The sequence below is a fragment of the Streptomyces sp. NPDC043726 genome, from assembly GCF_056436565.1.
Genome location: NZ_JBWKCI010000005.1, coordinates 297,087 through 315,398 on the forward strand (window position 1 = coordinate 297,087; position 18,312 = coordinate 315,398).

An 18,312-nucleotide genomic window follows, 5' to 3' on the forward strand; every position below is an offset into this window, starting at 1 on the left:
CGATGTGCGATGTTCGATGTGCGATGAGGGTCAGTCGAGTCCGCCGAGTACGTTCTGGTCCCAGTCGATCACCGATCCGGTCACCACCCCGGACCGCTCCGAGAGCAGGAACACCACGAAGTCGGCGATCTCGTCAGGTTGGCCGAGCTTGCCCATCGGCAGCCGGGCGGCGGCCACCTCGCGCCAGTCGTCCCCGGCGCCGTGGAAGGTCCGCTGGGTCGTGTCCTCGCCCTCGGTCTCCGTCCAGCCGATGTTCAGGCCGTTGATCCGGATCCGGTCGAAGCGGTGCGCGTGGGCGGCGTTGCGGGTGAGCCCGATCAGCCCGGCCTTGGCGGAGACGTAGGGCGCGAGGAAGGGCTGGCCGCCGTGTGCCGAGGAGGTGATGACGTTGACGATCGTGCCGGGCGCCTCGCGGGCCACCATGTCCGCGACCGCGGCCTGCATGGCGAAGAAGGGCGCCTTGAGGTTGATCGCGATGTGCCGGTCGAACAGCTCGGGCGTGGTGTCCAGCAGCGTGCCCCGGGAGGTCAGCCCGGCCGCGTTCACCAGGCAGTCGATCCGGCCGTACGCCGAGACGGCCTGAGCCACCGATGCCTTCGCCTGCCCGGCGTCCGCGAGGTCGGCCCGGACGAACAGCGCCTCGCCGCCCGCGGCGGACAACTCCGCCACCAGGGCCTCACCGGGTTCGGGGCGCCGGCCCGTGACCGCCACGACCGCTCCCTCGCGTACGGCGGCCCGGGCGACGGCGGCACCGACGCCCTGGGTGCCGCCGTTGACGAGGACGACCTTGCCGTCGAGAAGTCCCATGTCGCTCCGGGTCCTTTCAGCTCCGGCGCCGCGTGGCGCCGGCCCGCAGTTCGAGGCGCAGCGCCTCCGGCGTCCAGGCCTCGCGCAGCGCGCGCCGTACGACGTCCGCCTGCGAGGGCGGGGCGAGCCCGTCCACGGGAGGGTCGTTGTCGAGGTTGGTGGGGAAGGGGTAGCCCTCGGCGCTCGCGGCGATCACGTTCTCCAGGCGGGCCTCGTCCGCGCCCGCGGCCCGGCGTTCCAGCAGCACGGGATAGACGGCGTTCACCACCGCCCCGCGGTCCACGGTCTCCATCGCCCGCCCGAACGCGGAGGACACCTGGAGGAGGTTGGCCATCCGCCGGACGTCCGTCGAGCGGTTGGTGCCGGCGGCGTGGAACACCGCCGGATTGAAGAAGGCGGCGTCGCCCTTGGCGAGAGGGAGCTGGACGTGGTGGGCCTCGAAGTAGGCCTGGAACTCGGGGCGCCGCCACGCCAGGTAGCCCGGCCCGTAGGTCTGCGAGTACGGCAGGTACATGGTCGGGCCGGACTCCACCGGCATGTCGCAATGGGCGACGGCGCCCTGGAGGGTCAGCACGGGGGAGAGACGGTGGACGTGCGCCGGGTAGGCGGCAGCGGTGGCGTCGGAGAGGAAACCGAGGTGGTAGTCGCGGTGCGCGGTCTGCGCGGCGCCGCCCGGGTTGACGACGTTGACCTGCGAGGTGACCTGGTAGCCGGGGCCGAGCCAGGCCCGCGAGACCTGGGCCGGCACGTCGTTCGCGTAGTAGTCGGCGAACGCCTCCGGATCGCGCAGGGCCGCCTTCTCCAGCGCGTTCCAGACCCGGTCGTTGGCCCCCGGCGTGGCGAAGTGGTCCCCGGCGCTCGCGCCCGAGGCCCGCTGCTCGGCGATCAGGGCCTCGAACACCTCGGTGAGCCGGTCCACGGACGGCTCGTCGAACGCGCGGCGGAAGACCACGACCCCGGGGCCGTCGGTGAGCGCGCGGACCAGTTCGGCGTCCGGCACGGTCCCCTCGTAGACGAGCACTCCCTGCTCCACGGCGACCGCGTGGGGGTAGTCGGCGGGGTCGGTGGTCCGTTCCACGAGCGTGCGGAAGGCGCCCAGGTCGGGGGACAGCCAGGAGGTGAAGGACATCGGCGTCCTCTCGGTGACAGGGGCGGCTCAGCGCTGTCATTCTTGTCAGGACAAAGCCGTCGAACAACCAGCAGGCATCCATCAAAAACCCCTCAAGGAGCAGCGGCATGGGCCACCCGTTCCCGATCCGGGAGATCGCACGGCAGGCCGGTCTGAGCGAGGCCACCGTGGACCGGGTGCTCAACGGCCGGGGCGGGGTGCGGGAGAGCACCGCGCGCGAGGTCCGCCAGGCCATCGCCGATCTGGACCGGCAGCGCACCCAGGTCCGGCTGGTCGGCCGTACCTTCATGGTCGACATCGTGATGCAGACCCCCGAGCGGTTCAGCACCGCCGTACGGGCCGCCCTGGAGGCCGAACTGCCGTCCCTGCACCCGGCGGTGGTGCGCTCGCGCTTCCACTTCCGGGAGACCGGACCGGCCGCGGAGCTGACCCGGACCCTGGACCGGATCGCCCGGCGCGGCTCGCAGGGCGTGATCCTCAAGGCGCCGGACGTCCCCGAGGTCGCGGCCTCCGTCAGCCGGCTGACGGAGGCGGGCATCCCGGTGGTGACCCTGGTGACCGACCTGCCCTCCACCCCGCGCCTCGCCTACGTGGGCATCGACAACCGGGCCGCCGGGGCGACCGCCGCGTACCTCATGGGCCGTTGGCTCGGCGACCGGCCCGGCAATGTGCTCACCAGCCTCTCCAGCGGCTTCTTCCGCAACGAGGAGGAGCGTGAGATGGGCTTCCGCAGCGCCATGCGCGCCCGCCATCCCGAGCGCGCGCTGGTGGAGATCGCCGAGGGACAGGGCCTGGACGCCACCCAGTACGACCTCGTCCGGGCGGCCCTCGTCCGGGACCCGGAGATCCGGGCCGTCTACTCCATCGGCGGCGGCAACATCGCCACGCTGCGGGCCTTCGCGGACCTCGGCCGCGAGTGCGCGGTGTTCATCGCGCACGACCTCGACCACGACAACACCCGGCTGCTGCGCGAGGAGCGGCTGTCCGTGGTCCTCCACCACGACTTGCGCCAGGACCTGCGGGAGGCCTGCCACCACGTCATGCGGGCGCACGGCGCGCTGCCGCCCGCGGGACCCGCGCTGCCGTCCGCGATCCAGGTGGTGACGCCCTACAACATGCCGACCGGCTAGGCGAGATCGACCGGTTCAGGGCAGGTCGACCCAGCCGCCGGACTCCGCCGAGCGGGCCATCGCGTCCAGCGCCTCGGCGGCCCGCACGGCGTCCGTGAGCGTGGCACCGTAGGGCCGGTCCTCGGCGATCGAGCGCAGGAAGCGGTAGGCCTCCACGACCTTCAGGTCGTCGTAGCCCATGGCGTTCGCGGCGCCGGGCTGGAACGCGCCGAACTCGCCGTCGCCCGGGCCGACGTAGACCGTGCTGACCGGCTGGTCCTGGTACGACGTGCCGCGGCTGACCCCCAGCTCGTTCATCCGGCGGAAGTCCCAGAAGACCGCGCCCCTGGTGCCGTGCACCTCGAAGCCGTAGCTGTTCTGCTCGCCGACCGAGACCCGGCAGGCCTCCAGCACACCGCGGGCGCCGGAGGCGAAGCGGATCAGGCAGCTGACGAAGTCCTCGTTCTCGACCGGGCCGAGTACGCCGCCCGCCGCCCGGGAGTGACCGGCGGTGGCGCCGGTCGGGCGGGCCCGCTCGGTGAGGAAGACCGCCGTGTCGGCGACGAGGGAGGCGAGGTCCCCGAGCAGGAAGCGGGCCAGGTCCACACCGTGCGAGGCGAGGTCGCCGAGGACTCCGCTGCCGCCGCGCTCGCGCTCGTAGCGCCAGGTGAGCGCGGACTCGGGATGGGCGGCGTAGTCGCTGAAGAGCCGCACGCGCGCGTGCGTGACCGTGCCGATCTCCCCGGAGCCGATCAGGTCGCGGGCGGCCTCCACGGCGGGGGCGTTGCGGTAGTTGAAGCCGACCGAGCCCCGCACCCCGGCCTTCGTGACCGCGGCGGCGACCGCGCGGGCGTCCTCGGCGCTCAGGCCCACCGGCTTCTCGATCCACAGGTGCTTGCCCGCCTCGGCCATGGCGACGCCGATCTCGCGGTGCAGGAAGTTCGGGGCGGTGACGCTGACCGCCCGGACCCGGGGGTCGGCGGCCACCTCGCGCCAGTCACGCGTGGTGGAGGCGAAGCCGAACTGCGCGGCGGCCTCCTCGGCCCGGCCCGGCACCTCCTCGGCGACCGTGACCAGCTCCGGACGCACGGCGAGCCGCGGGTAGTGGTGGCGGACGCGGGCGTAGGCCTGGGTGTGCACCCGGCCCATCCAGCCGAATCCGACGACGGCGACCCCGAGCGCATCCACCATGACAGCCCTTCTTTGGACCGGTCCAGAACCTGTCCGACCCACCCTGAGTGCCGTTTCCGCCCGATGTCAACCCTTTGACAAGCCCGTGGCGACCGTGGAACGGTCCAGGACATGAGACCGCCGACGATCCGTGACGTGGCCGAACGGGCCGGCGTCTCCAAGTCCCTGGTCTCGCTGGTGCTGCGCGGCTCCGGACAGGTGCGGCCGGAGCGGCGGGAGGCCGTGCTGCGGGCCGTGCGGGAACTGGGCTACCGCCCCAACACCGCCGCCCGCAGCCTCAGCGAGCGCCGCACCCGGACCGTCGGGGTCCTCCTGAACGACCTGCGCAACCCCTGGTTCGTGGACCTGCTCGACGGGCTCAACTCCCTGCTGCACGACAACGGCCTGCACATGCTGCTCGCCGACGCCCGGCTCAACCGCCGTACCGGCCAGGACCCGGCCGAGCCCTTCCTCGACCTGCGCGTGGACGGCCTCGTCGTGGTCGGCACCCTGCCGGATCCGGCCGCGCTCGGAGCCGTCGCCGAGCGGATGCCGGTGGTCGTGGCGGGCGCCCGTGAGGCGGTGCCGCCCCGGGTCGACGTCGTCGCGGGGGACGACGAGCACGGCGCCCGGCTCGTCACCGAGCACCTCATCGGCCTCGGCCACCGCCGGATCGCGCACATCGCGGGCTACGGCGCGGTCGGCGAGCTGCGCCGGCGCAGCTTCGAGGAGACGATGCGCGCGCACGGCCTCGCGGACACCGCGCGGGTCGAGCCGAGCGACATGACCGAGGAGGGCGGCTACCGCACGACGGTGCGGCTGCTCGGCCGCCCCGACCGGCCGACGGCCGTGTTCGCCGTCAACGACATCGCCTGCGTCGGCGCGCTCTCGGCGGCCGGGGAACTGGGCCTGGAGGTCCCGCGCGACCTGTCCGTCGTCGGCTACGACAACACGAGCATCTCCCGGTTGCGGCACGTGTGGCTGACCACGGTGGACGGCGCCGGCCACGACGTCGGCCGGCGCGCCGCCCGCTGCCTCCTCGACCGGTTCGACCGCCCCGAGACTCCGGGCCGGATCCGACTGGCCGCCCCCGCCCTGGAGATCCGCGGCACGACGGCCCCGCCGCTCACAGACTGATGGCGTAGGCCTTGCGCAGGGTCTCGTGCACGGTCCAGGTCGTACGGTCGCCCGCGCGCAGTACGGCCAGGTCGCCGGGCCCCACCTCCAGCGTCGGGCCGTCCTCGACCTCGATGGTGGCGGAGCCGCTGAGCACCACGAACAGCTCGTCCGCCTCGGTGTCGGTGACCACGCCCGGGGTGATCTGCCAGACCCCGCGGAGCTGCCGCCCGTCGGCCGACTCCCAGACGACCTTGCCGGTCACCTCGGGGGTGCCGGAGACGATCTGCGCCGGGTCGAGCGGCTCGGGTTCGAGCTCGGCGTCGGGGACGTGGACAACGAAACTGTGGCTCATGGCAGGACCCTAACCAGCGGGAGTGGATCACGGCCGTCGACAGAGTGTGCGGTATCGGCCCTGGTGGCAGGACACTTCGTCGCGACTGGCGGGGCCGGGCGGGCCGGGTGATCGTGGAGGGCATGACGCAGGACACCGAGGCCGTCGGCGCGCGACCGAGGGGGCACGACACCCGCGAGGCCGTCCTGTTCGGCGGTGTCTACGGCTCCGTCCTCGCGTGCTCGATGGTCGCCGCCCTCACCCAGTACGGCCACGCCTCCCAGGCCCGCCGCCGCTACGACGCCCTCTGGCTGCTGGTGACCGCACTGGCCTCCGCCCTCGCCCACGGCTACGCCCACTACATCGCCGAGCGTTCCCCGCACCGCCGCTGGGACGCCCTGCGCGCGCTCGCCGAGGAGTGGCCCCTGGTCACGGCGGTGCTGCCCACGCTGGTGATCCTGGCGGGCGCCGGCTGGGGCTGGTGGCCGGCGAACGGCGTGGAGTACCCCGCGTTCGCCCTGAACATCGTCCTGCTGTTCACCCTGGGCCTCGTCACGGCCCGCTGGGCCGGCCGCTCGTGGCCCGCCGCGATCCTGATCGGGCTGGGGGACGCGCTCCTCGGGGTAGGCGTAGTGGTGGCCAACGCGCTGATCAAATGACGCGTACGACGACCTTGTGTGGAGCGATCGTGAAGGACCCGGAAGCCCTCGCATTCACCCATGAGTACCCGCCCGCCCGGATCGTGCTGAGCCCCGGCGCCGCCACCGCCGCGACGCCCGGCGAGGCCCGGCGCCTGGGCCTGCGGAGGCTGTTGGTGCTCTCCGGGCCGCGCGGCGCCGACACCGCGCACGCCGTCGCGGACTCCCTCGGCGCGCTCTGTGCCGGGGTGCACGCCGAGGCGCGGATGCACGTCCCCGTGGAGGTGGCCGGCCGGGCCGTGGAGGCGGCGCGCGCGGCGGGCGCCGACGGGTGCGTCGCGGTCGGCGGCGGCTCCTCGATCGGCCTCGGCAAGGCCGTCGCGCTGCGCACCGGGCTGCCGCTGATCGCGGTGCCGTCGACCTACTCCGGCTCGGAGATGACGCCCGTCTGGGGCCTGACCGAGCACGGCGTCAAACGCACCGGCCGCGACCCCGTCGTCCAGCCGCGCAGCGTCGTCTACGACCCCGAGCTGACCCTCTCCCTGCCCGTGCCGCTCTCCGTGACCAGCGGTGTCAACGCCATCGCGCACGCGGTGGAGGCCCTGTACGCGCCCGACGCCTCGCCCCTGACCGCGCTGACGGCCGAGGAGGGCATCCGCGTGATGTCCGGGGCCCTGCCCGCGGTGGCCGCGGAGCCCGAGTCCCTCCAGGCCCGCGGCCGGGCCCTGTACGGGGCCTGGCTGTGCGGGGCGAGCCTGGGCGCCGCCACCATGGGCCTGCACCACAAGCTCTGCCATGTCCTCGGCGGCTCCTACGGGCTGCCGCACGCCGAGACCCACACGCTGGTGCTGCCGCACGTCCTCGCCCACAACAGCCCCGCCGCCCCCGAGGCCGCCGCCGCGGTGGCCCGCGCCCTCGACACCGAGGACGCCCCGCACGCCCTGTGGGAGCTGCCCAGGCGCCTGGGCGCACCGCGCTCCCTCGCCGAACTCGGCCTGTCCGAAGCCGACTTGGAGCATGCCGCCGCCCAGACCGTGGGCGAGAGCTCAATCAATCCCCGCCCGGTGACGACGGACGGGGTGCTGAGGGTGCTGCGCGGGGCGTACGAGGGGGAGCCGCCGGCGTCGTACGAGATGCCCTGAGCCCCGGCTCCTCAGTCCTCTCAGTCCTCGGACTTCATCCCGGGCCATGTTGCCTTCAATGTGTCGGACAAAATTGTTGACAATCTTGTCTGGCTAGATTTAGGTTCGACAGGCACTCACTCAGGGAGGGCAACGATGCCGAAAGAAGCCCGTCCGAGCACCGGGGAGCAGGCCAAACAGCACGCGCTCGCGCGGCTGCGGCAGGCGATCCTGCACGGCGAGATGGCACCGGCACAGCGGCTGGTGGAGAACGAACTCGCCGAGCAGTTCGGTGTGACACGGGCGAGCATCCGTGCCGCGCTCATCGATCTGGAGGCCCAGGGCCTCGTCGAGCGGATCCGCAACCGCGGCTCGCGGGTCCGGGTCGTGACGGTGGAGGAAGCGGTCGCCATCACCGAGTGCCGCATGGTCCTCGAAGGACTCTGCGCGGCGAAGGCGGCCGTGGCGGCGAGCGACGAGCAGCTGGTCGAACTCACCGAGCTGGGCACGGCGATGACCAAGGCCGTGGCCGCCGGTGAGCCGGTCACCTACTCCGACCTCAACCATGAACTGCACACCAGGATCCGGGAGTTCTCCGGCCAGCGCACCGCGCTGGAGCTGCTGGAGCGGCTCAACGCCCAACTGGTCCGCCACCGCTTCCAGTTGGCACTGAGGCCCGGGCGTCCGCAGCAGTCCCTGAACGAGCACCTGGCGATGATCGAGGCGATCAGGGCCAGGGACCCCGAGGCGGCCGAGACGGCCGTCCGCGCCCACCTCAGCAGCGTGATCGAGGCGCTGCGCGATTAGTCGCACGCGGCGGGCGCCCACCTGTCCACTCCAAGGAGATTTCAGCAATGACGCAGTCAGGCGCGCCCGCCGCCCCACGTTCGACACTGGTGATCACCGCGCATGCCGGGGACTTCGTGTGGCGGGCCGGCGGTGCCATCGCCCTGGCCGCCGCACGCGGTGAGAAGGTCACCATCGCCTGTCTGACCTTCGGCGAGCGCGGCGAGTCCGCCAAGGCGTGGCGCGAGGGCAGGAAGCTGGACGAGATCAAGGCGATACGGCGGGACGAGGCCGAGCGGGCCGCCGCCACCCTCGGCGCCGAGGTCCGCTTCTTCGACGCCGGCGACTACCCGCTGGTCCCGACCGCCGAGCTGACCGACCAGCTCGTCGCCGTCTACCGCGACACGCAGCCCGATGTCGTCCTCACCCACCCGACCGAGGACCCGTACAACGGCGACCACCCGGCCGCCAACCGGATGGCGCTGGAGGCCCGGATCCTCGCCCAGGCCATCGGCTACCCCGGCGAGGGAGACATCATCGGCGCCCCGCCCGTCTTCTACTTCGAGCCGCACCAGCCGGAGATGAGCGGCTTCCGGCCCGAGGTGCTCCTCGACATCACCGAGGTCTGGGAGACCAAGCGCAAGGCGATGGAGTGCCTCGGCGCCCAGCAGCACCTGTGGGACTACTACACCGACCTCGCCGTCCGCCGGGGCGTCCAGCTCAAGCGCAACGCGGGCCCCAACCTGGGCCTCGCCCACAAGACCATGGCCGAGGCGTACATGCGCCCCTTCCCGCAGATCGCGAAGGAGCTGGCATGAGCGGCGTGATCGTCACCGGACCGCCGAAGGCGGAACTGAAGGACGTCGACGCGCTGGCCGCGTACGGCGTGGCCACCGTCAGCGAGGCGATGGGGCGAACGGGCCTGCTGGGCCCGGAGATCCGGCCTGTCCAGCAGGGCGTACGGGTCGCCGGCACCGCGGTCACCGTGCTGAGCTGGCCCGGCGACAACCTCATGATCCATGCGGCCGTGGAGCAGTGCGGCGAGGGCGACATCCTGGTCGTCACCACCACCTCGCCGTGCACCGACGGCCTGTTCGGCGAGCTGTTCGCCACCGCTCTCCAGCAGCGGGGCGTGCGCGGTGTCGTGCTGAACACCGGCATCCGCGACACCCAGGAGCTGCGGGACATGGACTTCGCCGCCTGGTCCCGGGCGGTCTCCTCGCAGGGCACGGTCAAGGCGACGGGCGGTTCGGTCAACGTGCCGATCGCCATCGACGGCCAGGTGGTCCGCCCCGGTGACGCGATCCTCGCCGACGACGACGGAGTCGTGGTCGTCCCGCGTGAGCGCGTGCGCGAGACGGTGGAGAAGTCCGAGGCCCGGGAGGCCAAGGAGGCCGCCACCCGGGCCGCCTTCCTCGACGGCCAGCTCGGCCTGGACCGCTACGGCCTGCGCGAGAAGCTCAAGTCCCTCGGCGTCGAGTACCGGACGTACGAGGAGTACGAGGGAGAGCGGCCGTGACCGACGAGGTGCCCTGTCTGCTGATGCGCGGCGGCACCTCCAAGGGTGCCTACTTCCTCGCCGACGACCTGCCCGCCGAACCGGCCGCCCGGGACGAGCTGCTGCTGCGGATCATGGGCAGCCCGGACGAACGGCAGATCGACGGGCTCGGCGGGGCTCATCCGCTGACCAGCAAGGTGGCCGTGGTGTCGCCGTCGGCCGACCCGCACGCCGATGTCGACTACCTCTTCCTCCAAGTCGCCGTCGACCGGCCAGAGGTGAGCGACCGTCAGAACTGCGGCAACATCCTCGCGGGGATCGGCCCGTTCGCCGTGGAACGCGGGCTCGTCCCGGCGGGGGAGGAGGAGACCGCCGTCCGGATCCGCATGGTCAACAGCGGTGACTACGCGACGGCGACCTTCCCGAGCCCCGGCGGACGGGTCGACTACACCGGGGACGCCGAGATTTCGGGCGTGCCCGGGACGGCCGCCCCCGTGGTGATCGAGTTCCCGCCGGGCGCCTCGGCCCTGCTGCCCACCGGACGCGCCCGGGACGAGATCGACGGCGTGCACGTGACCTGCGTGGACAACGGCATGCCGACGGTCCTGATCGAGGCCACAGCGCTCAAGGTCACCGGCTACGAGTCGCCCCGGGAACTGGAGGAGAACGCCGAACTCGCCGACCGGCTGCGGCGGATCCGGCTGCGGGCGGGCCGCCTCATGGGCCTCGGTGACGTCTCCGACACCACCGTCCCCAAGCTGACCCTGCTCGCCCCGCCCCGGCACGGCGGCGCCGTCAGCACCCGCACCTTCATCCCCGTGCGCTGCCACACCTCCATCGGGGTGCTGGGCGCGGCCAGCGTGGCCGCGGGCCTGCGGATCGACGGCGGTGTGGGGGAGGGCCTCGCCCGCCTCGACCCCGGCGGCGACCGGGTCCGGATCGAACACCCCACGGGCTTCCTGGACATCGAGAGCAGCCTCGGCACCGCCGCCGACGGCCTGCCGTCCGCCCGCCGCACCGCCGTGGTCCGCACGGCCCGCAAGATCTTCGACGGCACCGTCTTCCCCAGGGCCGTCGCCGCACAACCCCTTGGAGGTCAAGGATGACTCCGCCGCTCGGCGACATCGCCCACATCGGCCACGCCCAGCTGTTCACGCCCGATCTGGACGCCAGCGTCGCCTTCTTCACCGACTATCTGGGCCTGACGGTCAATCAGCAGATCGGCGAAGCCGTCTATTTGCGGACCTTCGACGACTACGAGCACCACAGTCTCGTCCTCACGGCCCGCGAACATCCCGGCCTCGGCCGGCTCGCGCTGCGCACCTCCAGCGAGGAGGCGCTGCGGCGCCGGGTGCGGGCGGTCGAGGAGGCCGGCGGGACCGGACACTGGGTCGAGGACGAACCCGGCCTCGGCAAGCTCTACGTCACCACCGACCCGGACGGCCATGAGCACGCCCTGTACTGGGAGAGCCAACACTACGAAGCCCCCGAGGAGTTGCGGCCCGCGCTGAAGAACCAGCCGCAGGCCAAGCCCAACCGGGGCGTGGGCGTACGGCGGCTTGACCACGTCAACTTCCTCGCCGCCGACGTGCTCGCCAACGCCGAGTTCCAGCAGAACGTGCTCGGCGCCCGGCCGACGGAGCAGATCCGGCTCGACACCGGGAAGATCGCGGCGCGCTGGCTGACGTACACGAACAAGTCGTACGACGTCGTCTACACCTCGGACTGGACCGGCTCCACCGGACGGCTGCACCACATCGCCTTCGCCACCGACACCCGCGAGGACGTGCTGCGCGCCGCCGATCTGGCCATCGACAGCGGGGTGTTCATCGAGACGGGACCGCACAAGCACGCCATCCAGCAGACGTTCTTCCTCTACGTCTACGAGCCGGGCGGCAACCGGATCGAGCTGTGCAACCCGCTCACCCGGCTGGTGCTGGCGCCCGACTGGCCGCTGATCACCTGGACCGAGGAGGAGCGCAAGAAGGGGCAGGCCTGGGGCCTGAAGACCATCGAGTCGTTCCACACCCACGGGACCCCGCCGGTCGCGTGAGAGGGGCGCGTGAGGAGCCGTACCGGCAGCGACGAGGCTGCCCGCGAGATTGTCGATGAGATTGTTGACAAAAACGTTGACTCTTTCGGTACGGCTCCTTAGCGTCTAGCGCACCCCGCACGAGAGGAAGAACAAAGATGTCCCCCCTCGCTCCATCCGCCCGCGGCAGCAGACTGGCCTTCCTGGTCGTCGGTCTGTGCTGGCTGGCCGTGCTCTTCGACGGCCTCGACATGTTCATCTACGGCTCGGTGCTGCCGCACCTGCTGGAGACCAAGACCTTCGGCCTGACCCCCGACCAGGCCGGTGACCTCGGCTCCTACGCCACCTTCGGCATGCTGGTCGGCGCCCTCACCGCGGGCACCGTGGCGGACCGGATCGGGCGCAAGAAGCTCATGGTGTCCTGCGTGGTCCTGTTCTCGCTGGCCTCCGGGGTCTGCGCGATCGCCGACTCCGTCGCCGTCTTCGGCCTCGGCCGCACCCTCGCGGGCGTCGGCCTCGGCGGACTGCTCCCCACCGCGATCAGCATGGTGTCCGACTACGCCCCGCGCGGCCGCGGCGCGATCATCATCGGCCTGCTGATGACCGCCCACCACGCGGGCGGCATCCTCTCCGCCTACGTCGCCAAGTGGCTGATCGAGCCGGCCGGCTGGCGTGCCGCCTTCTGGGTCTGCGTGCTCCCGCTGCTCTTCGCCCCGGTGCTCGCCAAGTTCCTGCCCGAGTCCCTCAGCTTCCTGGTCGCCAAGGGCCGCACCGACGAGGCCCGCGCCCTGGCCGCCCGCTACGACGTGGAACTCCCCGCCGCCAAGTCCGAGAAGGCGGGCGCCGCCGACCGCTGGGCCAACCTGATGGGCCTCTTCCGGGGCGGCGAGTGGATCCAGACCCTGCTGTACTGGTGCGCCTCCTTCGGCGGACTGCTGCTGGTCTACGGCGTCGCCACCTGGCTGCCCACCCTGATGCGCGCCGAGGGCTACGAGCTGGGCTCCGCGCTGACCTTCGTGGTCGTCTTCAACCTCGGCGGCATCGTGGGCATGCTGGTCGCGGGCCGGGCCGCCGACCGCTTCGGTGCCCCGCGCATCTCGGCGATCTGGTTCGCGCTCACCGCCGCCGGGGTCTTCCTGCTCAGCGTCCACATGCCGCTCGCGGTGACCATGACGGTCGTCTTCCTCACCGGTGTGTTCCTCAACAGCGCCCAGACGATGATCTACGCGACGGTCTCGATCCGCTCGAACCCCGGGAACCGCGCCACCGCCGTCGGCTGGACCTCCGGCATGGGCCGCTTCGGTGCCGTCTTCGGGCCCTGGCTCGGCGGTCAGCTGCTGGCGGCGAACAACGGCGACTGGGGCTTCACCGCCTTCGCGCTCGCCGGACTGTCGTCCATGGTCTTCATCGGCATCGCCGCTCTGCGCGGCGGACGGAAGACCCCGGCCGACAGCGCCCCGCAGGAGCTGGTCACCACCCACTGACAGCGACGGACGCCGGTCACCGCGAGGAGAGCGGTGACCGGCGTCCGGCGTCACATAAGGGGGGCGGGCATATGCCGGGAGGGTCAGGACGTCCCGCTGTTCATGCGGCTCGGCGCCTACCCGGTCAGGCCGCCATGCACCGAGTACACCCCGCCCGACCTCCACCAGGGTCCGCGGTACCAGGTGCGGGTGACGACGCTCGGCATCCAGTGGCGGGAGCGGTCCGCAGTGCTCTGGCGGATCCGTGGCCGGAACTGCGGGTGATCGTCGACGTGCCGCGGGTACGGCTGCACCGCGACGGCGAGGAGGTCGGGGCCCTGCTGCTGGAGGGCTCGGCGCACGAGGTCCTCGCCGCCCGGCGCCACGGCGCCGGCTGACGCCTCAGCCCATCTGGTCCTCGGCCGACAGATGCTCCACCGTCCGGCCGGTCTCGGTGAAGGTGCGGGTGACATGGCCCGAGGAGTACACCCACAGGATGCGCAACGGGCGGTCGCCGATGTTGCGGAACAGATGGGGGATCGGGGACGGGATGTACGTGGTGTCGAACTGCTCCAGCTTCGTCGCCTCGCCGTTCACCACCACCTCCGCCTCACCCTCGAGGATCGTCACGTGCTCGTCGCAGTTGTGCGAGTGAAGGGGGGCACCGGAGCCCACCGGGTACACGCTCATCCCGCTGGTGATCCTATTCTCGCCGCCCGCCGAGGGCGTGGTGATCAGCGGTGTCGTCACGACGGCTCCGCCGCGGTCCAGCAGCGGCACCGACGCGACCTTGATGATCGTGGTCATCCGGGGGTTCCTCTCCGTCACCTGGTTCCAGGCAACCGACGGTAGGTCGCGCCCCCGCGAAATGGGTGCCCTCCGGCGTGCAGTTTTACCTTGCGCTCCGGGAGGGGTGAGCTTTCCGGACCCGGCTGTAGCGTCGCCTGGCATCGCACGGCGACTCGTTCCGTGCCCGCAACGTGCCGGAAAGAAAAGGCAGGTATCGGCCACATGAGGCTCCCCGTTCTCAGCCAAGAGGAAATGGATCCGCGGCAGCAGGAGCTGGCCGCCCGGATCGCCGGCCGCCGCGGCGCCGTCCGCGGTCCGTTCCGGGTCTGGCTGCACAGCCCGGAGATGTGCGAACGGGCCGAGTCCCTCGGGGCGTTCGCCCGCTTCGACTGCTCCCTGCCCAAGCATCTGCGCGAGTTGAGCCTGCTGATGGCCGCCCGGAACTGGGACGCGCAGTACTCCTGGAACGCCCATGTGCACCAGGCGATCGAGGCCGGGATCCCCGAGGAGGCGGTCCGGGCCGTCGCCGAGAAGCGCGAGGCCGTCTTCGACAGCCCCGCGGACCAGGCCTTCTACCGGTTCTGCCGGGAGGTCCTGGAGGACCACTTCGTCTCCGACGAGACCTTCGCCGACGCCCTCGCCCACTTCGGCCCCAAGGGCCTGGTCGACACCATCGGCGCCCTCGGCAACTTCACCATGCTCGGCATGTGCCTGAACGCCTTCCAGGTGGACCTCCAGGCCGACAAGGAACCGCCGTTCCCGGACGTCCGCGGCTACGCACGGGTCGTGCCCGAGGCGACGCCGTGAGCCCCTCAGCCGTGGTCCGCGTCCGGGGCGTCACCAAGAGCTTCGGCGGCGCCGCCGCGCTCAAGGACGTGGGCCTCGACCTGAACCCCGGCGAGGTGCACGCCCTGATGGGCATGAACGGCGCCGGGAAGTCGACCCTCGTGCACGTCCTCGCCGGGGTCCACCAGCCCGACCGGGGCACCGTCGACATCGACGGCCACGCCCACCGCTCGCTGACCATGCGGCAGGCCCGGCGGCTCGGCATCTCCTTCGTGCCGCAGCGCCGCGAACTCGTCATGGGGCTCACCGTCGCCGAGAACGTCCTGCTCGGCGTGCTGCCCGTCAAAGGCGGCCGGGTCAGCTGGTCCACCGTGAAGGAGGAGGCCCGCAGGGCGCTGCGCGACCTCGGCATCCACCTCGACGTGGAACAGCCGGCCGGGGCGCTTACCGTGGCCGAGCAGACCATGGTCGAGGTCGCCCGCGAGGTGCGCCGCGGCGGCCGGGTCCTCATCCTCGACGAGCCCACCGCCTGTCTGGGCGCCCACGCGGCCGAGCAGGTCAAGGAGTTGGTGCGCAGGCTCCGCGACGAGGGCATCGCCATCGTCTACATCTCGCACTACATCGACGAGGTCCTGGACATCGCCGACCGGGTCACCGTGATGCGCGACGGACGGGTCGTGCACACCGGCGGCGTCGACGACCTCGACGGACCGGGCCTGGTCCGGCACATGGTCGGCCGGGACGTCGTCTCGCACCGCCCGACCCGCCCCGCGCCCAAGGACGAGGTCGGCCTGGAGGTCCGGGGCCTGGGCCGCGGCCGCTTCATCCGCGACTTCGGCGTCGAGGTCCGCCGGGGCGAGGTGGTCGGCGTGCTCGGCGCGGCCGGCGACGCCCAGTCCTACCTCTTCGACCTGCTCTCCGGCCGGGTCCGCCCCGACTCCGGCGAACTCCTCGTGGACGGCCGCCCGGTACCGCTGGGCAAGGTACGGCACTCGCTGCGCAGCGGACTGCGCTGTGTGACCGGCGACCGCCGCAACCTCGGCATCATCCCCGGCCTCTCGGTCGACGAGAACCTGATGCTGGCCAGCGACCGCTTCGACCGGCACCGGCTGCACCGCGAGGCCGAGCAGACCCGCCGCGCCGCCCCGCGCCGCGACACCTACGGCGTGGTCACCCTGGCCCGCAACCCGGCCATCGGCGCGCTGTCGGGCGGCAACCAGCAGAAGGTGCTGCTCGCCAAGTGGCTGGAGACAGCGCCCGCCGCGGTCTTCCTGGAAGACCCCACCAACGGGGTGGACGTCGCCGCCAAGGCCGACATCCACACGATCATCGACGACCTCGCGAGCCGGGGCGTGGCGGTCCTGCTCGCCTCCTCCTCCGCCGAGGAGGTCATGCGCCTGGCCGACCGGGCGGTCGTCGTGCGCTCCGGCCGCGTCGTGGCCGAGCACGACATCGCCCGCATCACCCGCGACGAACTGGTCGCGACCGCCCTGGGAGGGAACAACTCATGAGCCTGAAGACGACGGCCCCCGAGGTGGAGCAGCCCGCTCCGCGCCAGGAGAGCGCCAAGGGCGGCCTCCTCGCCGGCGTGCAGCGGATCCCGCACCTGGGCCTGATCCTGGTGCTGGTCCTGGTCGCGGGCTTCACCGCCACCCAGAGCGACGCCTTCCTGACCCAGGACAACCTGATCAACGTGCTGCGGCAGGTCAGCATCACGGCCGTCATCGCCGCCGCCCTCACCCTGGTGATGACCGCGGGCGGCATGGACTTCTCCATGGGCAGCAACGTCTACGTCGTCGCCGCCTTCGCCGCCCAACTCCTGCACAACGGCAGCTCGGTCGCCGTCACGATCCTCGCCTGCATCGCCCTCGCCATGGCGATCGGCCTGGTCAACGGGCTGGTCATCACCTACACCAAGGTCGCGCCCTTCGTGGTCACGCTGGCCACCGCCACCATCCTGGACGGCGTCCAGCTCGTCATCCTCGACGGCAAGACCGTCTCCGGCGGCGACGCGCTGTCCGACCTGGGCGCCGGCTACTTCATCGGACTGCCCAACCTGACCTGGCTGGCGCTGATCGTCCTCGCGCTGACCGCCGTGGTCATGAAGTACACGACGTACGGCCGCGATCTGTTCGCCATCGGCGGCAACGAGCACGTCGCCCGGCTCAGCGGCATCGGCGTCAACCGCAACAAGCTCCTGCTGTACGCGGGTGCCGGCGCCCTGTCCGGCCTCGCCGGCGTCATGCTCCTGTCCCGTCTGGTGGCGAGCAGCCCCAGCCCCGGCGGCGGACTGATGCTCCAGCTCAGCGCCGTGGCGGCGGTCGTCATCGGCGGTACGGCGCTGGAGGGCGGCCGGGGCACGGTCGTCGGCACGATCCTCGGCGTCGTCCTGCTCGGCGTGGTCGCCAACTCGCTGAACCTGCTCCAGATCTCCTCCTTCTACCAGCCGGTGTCGGTCGGCACGGTCCTGGTGATCGCCGCGATCGCCAACCAGCTCCAGAAGTCCCGCCACTCGGCCCACTGAACCGCACGTCCGACACGAAAGGCACCGCACGATGAGAATCACCTCCCGGTACCGCACCGCCGTCGTCGCCACCGCCGTGGGAGCGGGGCTGCTGCTCAGCGGCTGCTCCAAGGACGAGAACACGGTGAGCACCGCCGCCGGTGACGGCGACTACACGATCGGCTTCGTCAACGGCAACAACACCGAGTTCCACACCTGTCTCCAGGGCGCGATCGAGGCGAAGGCCAAGGAACTGGGCGTCGAGCTGTACACCGCCAACTCCACCCAGGACCCGGGCAAGGAGCTGTCCAACATCGAGGACATGATCTCCCGCGGGGTCGACGCGGTCATCGTCCAGACGGTCAACGTGGACGCCCTGGAGGCCGACATAGCCAAGGCCAAGGCGGCGAACGTGCCGATCTTCCTCACCTCGGTGCTGCTGGACGACATGAAGGACGTGCTCGGCGCCTCGGTCGTCCCGCTCGCCGAGGTCGGCAAGATGGACGCCGAGTTGGTCGCGAAGGACGCCGCCGGCAAGAACGTGCAGGTCGGTGTGGTCGCCGGTGCGCCCGGCGCCGCCTCCGACGTCCTGGTGGGCGGCTTCACCGACAACCTCCCGAAGACCGCGAAGGTCGTCGCCAACCAGCCGGGCATGTTCAGCCCCGCCAAGGCCCAGGAGGTCGCGGAGAACATGATCCAGTCGCACCCCGACCTGGACTACGTCTTCGTCGCCAACGAGGAGATGGCCTTCGGCGCCCTCAACGCCTTCAAGGCGGCCAAGGCCGACGTCAAGATCGTCACGAACAACGGCACCGAGCGCGGTGTCGAGGCCGTCAAGGACGGCACCTTCCTCGGCACGGTCTCCAACCCGGCCCAGCTCACCGGCGCCAACGCCCTGGACAGCACCGTGAAGCTGCTCGACAAGGCCAAGGGCGCCGAGAAGGTGACCCGCACCCCGCTCACCCTCGTGACGAAGGACAACGCCGACCAGGCGCCCGCCTACTGCGCCGAGTGACCCTGGAAAAAGGGCT

20 protein-coding genes are annotated in these 18,312 nt (G+C 71.8%); 15 read left to right on the top strand and 5 right to left on the bottom strand.

All coding sequences use genetic code 11. The features are described from left to right. Window positions 1–30 precede the first annotated feature (30 nt). A complete protein-coding gene (locus AC068Z_RS16950) occupies window positions 31–807 on the bottom strand; it encodes an SDR family oxidoreductase (protein ID WP_478555868.1) in 777 nt (258 codons plus the stop codon). Between the two features lie 16 nt (window positions 808–823). Then, window positions 824–1,936 carry a phytanoyl-CoA dioxygenase family protein gene (locus tag AC068Z_RS16955; protein WP_478555870.1) on the bottom strand — a complete coding sequence of 371 codons (1,113 nt, stop codon included), beginning with the start codon at window positions 1,934–1,936 and terminating at the stop codon, window positions 824–826. A gap of 107 nt (window positions 1,937–2,043) precedes the next feature. On the opposite strand from AC068Z_RS16955, the gene AC068Z_RS16960 reads away from it, so the two are divergent. Beyond that, on the top strand, window positions 2,044–3,066 hold the full coding sequence (locus AC068Z_RS16960; protein ID WP_478555872.1) for a LacI family DNA-binding transcriptional regulator: 1,023 nt from the start codon (window positions 2,044–2,046) through the stop codon (window positions 3,064–3,066). Window positions 3,067–3,081: 15 nt separating this feature from the next. Here AC068Z_RS16960 and AC068Z_RS16965 read toward each other — a convergent pair whose 3' ends face one another. After that, a complete protein-coding gene (locus AC068Z_RS16965) occupies window positions 3,082–4,236 on the bottom strand; it encodes a Gfo/Idh/MocA family protein (protein WP_478555874.1) in 1,155 nt (384 codons plus the stop codon). A 111-nt stretch (window positions 4,237–4,347) separates the two neighbouring features. Between AC068Z_RS16965 and AC068Z_RS16970 the strand changes: the two genes are divergently transcribed. Continuing rightward, a complete protein-coding gene (locus AC068Z_RS16970) occupies window positions 4,348–5,352 on the top strand; it encodes a LacI family DNA-binding transcriptional regulator (RefSeq protein ID WP_478555876.1) in 1,005 nt (334 codons plus the stop codon). On the opposite strand, the gene AC068Z_RS16975 is transcribed toward AC068Z_RS16970, so the two are convergent. After that, window positions 5,342–5,686 (bottom strand): cupin domain-containing protein, encoded by a 345-nt coding sequence (locus AC068Z_RS16975; protein WP_478555878.1) that lies wholly within the window; start codon window positions 5,684–5,686, stop codon window positions 5,342–5,344. The genes AC068Z_RS16970 and AC068Z_RS16975 overlap by 11 nt on opposite strands. A 122-nt stretch (window positions 5,687–5,808) precedes the next feature. Here AC068Z_RS16975 and AC068Z_RS16980 point away from each other — a divergent pair, with 122 nt between their 5' ends. From AC068Z_RS16980 to AC068Z_RS17020, 9 genes are all read left to right on the top strand, one after another. Further along, complete coding sequence (locus AC068Z_RS16980) at window positions 5,809–6,324, top strand: hypothetical protein (RefSeq protein WP_478555880.1); 516 nt, start codon at window positions 5,809–5,811, stop codon at window positions 6,322–6,324. A 29-nt stretch (window positions 6,325–6,353) separates the two neighbouring features. After that, window positions 6,354–7,445, top strand: coding sequence for a maleylacetate reductase (locus AC068Z_RS16985; protein WP_478555882.1), 1,092 nt, complete (start codon window positions 6,354–6,356; stop codon window positions 7,443–7,445). A 135-nt stretch (window positions 7,446–7,580) separates the two neighbouring features. Further along, on the top strand, window positions 7,581–8,231 hold the full coding sequence (locus AC068Z_RS16990; protein ID WP_478555884.1) for a GntR family transcriptional regulator: 651 nt from the start codon (window positions 7,581–7,583) through the stop codon (window positions 8,229–8,231). Between the two features lie 47 nt (window positions 8,232–8,278). After that, window positions 8,279–9,028 (top strand): PIG-L deacetylase family protein, encoded by a 750-nt coding sequence (locus AC068Z_RS16995; RefSeq protein WP_478555885.1) that lies wholly within the window; start codon window positions 8,279–8,281, stop codon window positions 9,026–9,028. Next, window positions 9,025–9,729 (top strand): 4-carboxy-4-hydroxy-2-oxoadipate aldolase/oxaloacetate decarboxylase, encoded by a 705-nt coding sequence (locus AC068Z_RS17000; RefSeq protein ID WP_478555887.1) that lies wholly within the window; start codon window positions 9,025–9,027, stop codon window positions 9,727–9,729. Before AC068Z_RS16995 ends, AC068Z_RS17000 begins: the two co-directional genes overlap by 4 nt. Before the next feature lie 23 nt (window positions 9,730–9,752). Beyond that, a complete protein-coding gene (locus AC068Z_RS17005) occupies window positions 9,753–10,814 on the top strand; it encodes a 4-oxalomesaconate tautomerase (protein WP_478556350.1) in 1,062 nt (353 codons plus the stop codon). Continuing rightward, window positions 10,811–11,761: a VOC family protein gene (locus AC068Z_RS17010; protein WP_478555889.1), complete on the top strand. Its 951-nt coding sequence runs from the start codon at window positions 10,811–10,813 to the stop codon at window positions 11,759–11,761. Before AC068Z_RS17005 ends, AC068Z_RS17010 begins: the two co-directional genes overlap by 4 nt. Window positions 11,762–11,898: 137 nt before the next feature. After that, window positions 11,899–13,224, top strand: coding sequence for an MFS transporter (locus AC068Z_RS17015; RefSeq protein WP_478555891.1), 1,326 nt, complete (start codon window positions 11,899–11,901; stop codon window positions 13,222–13,224). A gap of 209 nt (window positions 13,225–13,433) precedes the next feature. Continuing rightward, the gene (locus tag AC068Z_RS17020) at window positions 13,434–13,601 is read left to right on the top strand and encodes a hypothetical protein (protein ID WP_478555893.1); all 168 of its coding nucleotides are present in this window, start codon (window positions 13,434–13,436) and stop codon (window positions 13,599–13,601) included. 4 nt (window positions 13,602–13,605) lie between these two features. Here the strand turns inward: AC068Z_RS17020 and AC068Z_RS17025 are convergent, their stop codons facing one another. After that, the gene (locus AC068Z_RS17025) at window positions 13,606–14,010 is read right to left on the bottom strand and encodes a cupin domain-containing protein (RefSeq protein ID WP_478555895.1); all 405 of its coding nucleotides are present in this window, start codon (window positions 14,008–14,010) and stop codon (window positions 13,606–13,608) included. A gap of 234 nt (window positions 14,011–14,244) precedes the next feature. On the opposite strand from AC068Z_RS17025, the gene AC068Z_RS17030 reads away from it, so the two are divergent. The 4 genes from AC068Z_RS17030 to AC068Z_RS17045 are packed head-to-tail and all read left to right on the top strand — an operon-like array spanning window position 14,245 to window position 18,296. Beyond that, entirely contained in the window at window positions 14,245–14,799 is a 555-nt protein-coding gene (locus tag AC068Z_RS17030; RefSeq protein ID WP_478555897.1) for a carboxymuconolactone decarboxylase family protein, read from the top strand. After that, window positions 14,796–16,289, top strand: coding sequence for a sugar ABC transporter ATP-binding protein (locus AC068Z_RS17035; RefSeq protein WP_478555899.1), 1,494 nt, complete (start codon window positions 14,796–14,798; stop codon window positions 16,287–16,289). The genes AC068Z_RS17030 and AC068Z_RS17035 overlap by 4 nt, the downstream gene beginning before the upstream one ends. Continuing rightward, window positions 16,286–17,302: an ABC transporter permease gene (locus AC068Z_RS17040; protein WP_478555901.1), complete on the top strand. Its 1,017-nt coding sequence runs from the start codon at window positions 16,286–16,288 to the stop codon at window positions 17,300–17,302. Before AC068Z_RS17035 ends, AC068Z_RS17040 begins: the two co-directional genes overlap by 4 nt. Window positions 17,303–17,333: 31 nt before the next feature. Then, complete coding sequence (locus AC068Z_RS17045) at window positions 17,334–18,296, top strand: sugar ABC transporter substrate-binding protein (protein ID WP_478555903.1); 963 nt, start codon at window positions 17,334–17,336, stop codon at window positions 18,294–18,296. Window positions 18,297–18,312: the final 16 nt, after the last annotated feature.

What these genes read in the sequence shown, in the direction of transcription:
- AC068Z_RS16950 (WP_478555868.1), bottom strand. Translation starts at nt 807, where the DNA reads ATGGGACTTCTCGACGGCAAGGTCGTCCTCGTCAACGGCGGCACCCAG.
- AC068Z_RS16955 (WP_478555870.1), bottom strand. Translation starts at nt 1,936, where the DNA reads ATGTCCTTCACCTCCTGGCTGTCCCCCGACCTGGGCGCCTTCCGCACG.
- AC068Z_RS16960 (WP_478555872.1), top strand. Translation starts at nt 2,044, where the DNA reads ATGGGCCACCCGTTCCCGATCCGGGAGATCGCACGGCAGGCCGGTCTG.
- AC068Z_RS16965 (WP_478555874.1), bottom strand. Translation starts at nt 4,236, where the DNA reads ATGGTGGATGCGCTCGGGGTCGCCGTCGTCGGATTCGGCTGGATGGGC.
- AC068Z_RS16970 (WP_478555876.1), top strand. Translation starts at nt 4,348, where the DNA reads ATGAGACCGCCGACGATCCGTGACGTGGCCGAACGGGCCGGCGTCTCC.
- AC068Z_RS16975 (WP_478555878.1), bottom strand. Translation starts at nt 5,686, where the DNA reads ATGAGCCACAGTTTCGTTGTCCACGTCCCCGACGCCGAGCTCGAACCC.
- AC068Z_RS16980 (WP_478555880.1), top strand. Translation starts at nt 5,809, where the DNA reads ATGACGCAGGACACCGAGGCCGTCGGCGCGCGACCGAGGGGGCACGAC.
- AC068Z_RS16990 (WP_478555884.1), top strand. Translation starts at nt 7,581, where the DNA reads ATGCCGAAAGAAGCCCGTCCGAGCACCGGGGAGCAGGCCAAACAGCAC.
- AC068Z_RS16995 (WP_478555885.1), top strand. Translation starts at nt 8,279, where the DNA reads ATGACGCAGTCAGGCGCGCCCGCCGCCCCACGTTCGACACTGGTGATC.
- AC068Z_RS17000 (WP_478555887.1), top strand. Translation starts at nt 9,025, where the DNA reads ATGAGCGGCGTGATCGTCACCGGACCGCCGAAGGCGGAACTGAAGGAC.
- AC068Z_RS17005 (WP_478556350.1), top strand. Translation starts at nt 9,753, where the DNA reads ATGCGCGGCGGCACCTCCAAGGGTGCCTACTTCCTCGCCGACGACCTG.
- AC068Z_RS17010 (WP_478555889.1), top strand. Translation starts at nt 10,811, where the DNA reads ATGACTCCGCCGCTCGGCGACATCGCCCACATCGGCCACGCCCAGCTG.
- AC068Z_RS17015 (WP_478555891.1), top strand. Translation starts at nt 11,899, where the DNA reads ATGTCCCCCCTCGCTCCATCCGCCCGCGGCAGCAGACTGGCCTTCCTG.
- AC068Z_RS17025 (WP_478555895.1), bottom strand. Translation starts at nt 14,010, where the DNA reads ATGACCACGATCATCAAGGTCGCGTCGGTGCCGCTGCTGGACCGCGGC.
- AC068Z_RS17030 (WP_478555897.1), top strand. Translation starts at nt 14,245, where the DNA reads ATGGATCCGCGGCAGCAGGAGCTGGCCGCCCGGATCGCCGGCCGCCGC.
- AC068Z_RS17040 (WP_478555901.1), top strand. Translation starts at nt 16,286, where the DNA reads ATGAGCCTGAAGACGACGGCCCCCGAGGTGGAGCAGCCCGCTCCGCGC.
- AC068Z_RS17045 (WP_478555903.1), top strand. Translation starts at nt 17,334, where the DNA reads ATGAGAATCACCTCCCGGTACCGCACCGCCGTCGTCGCCACCGCCGTG.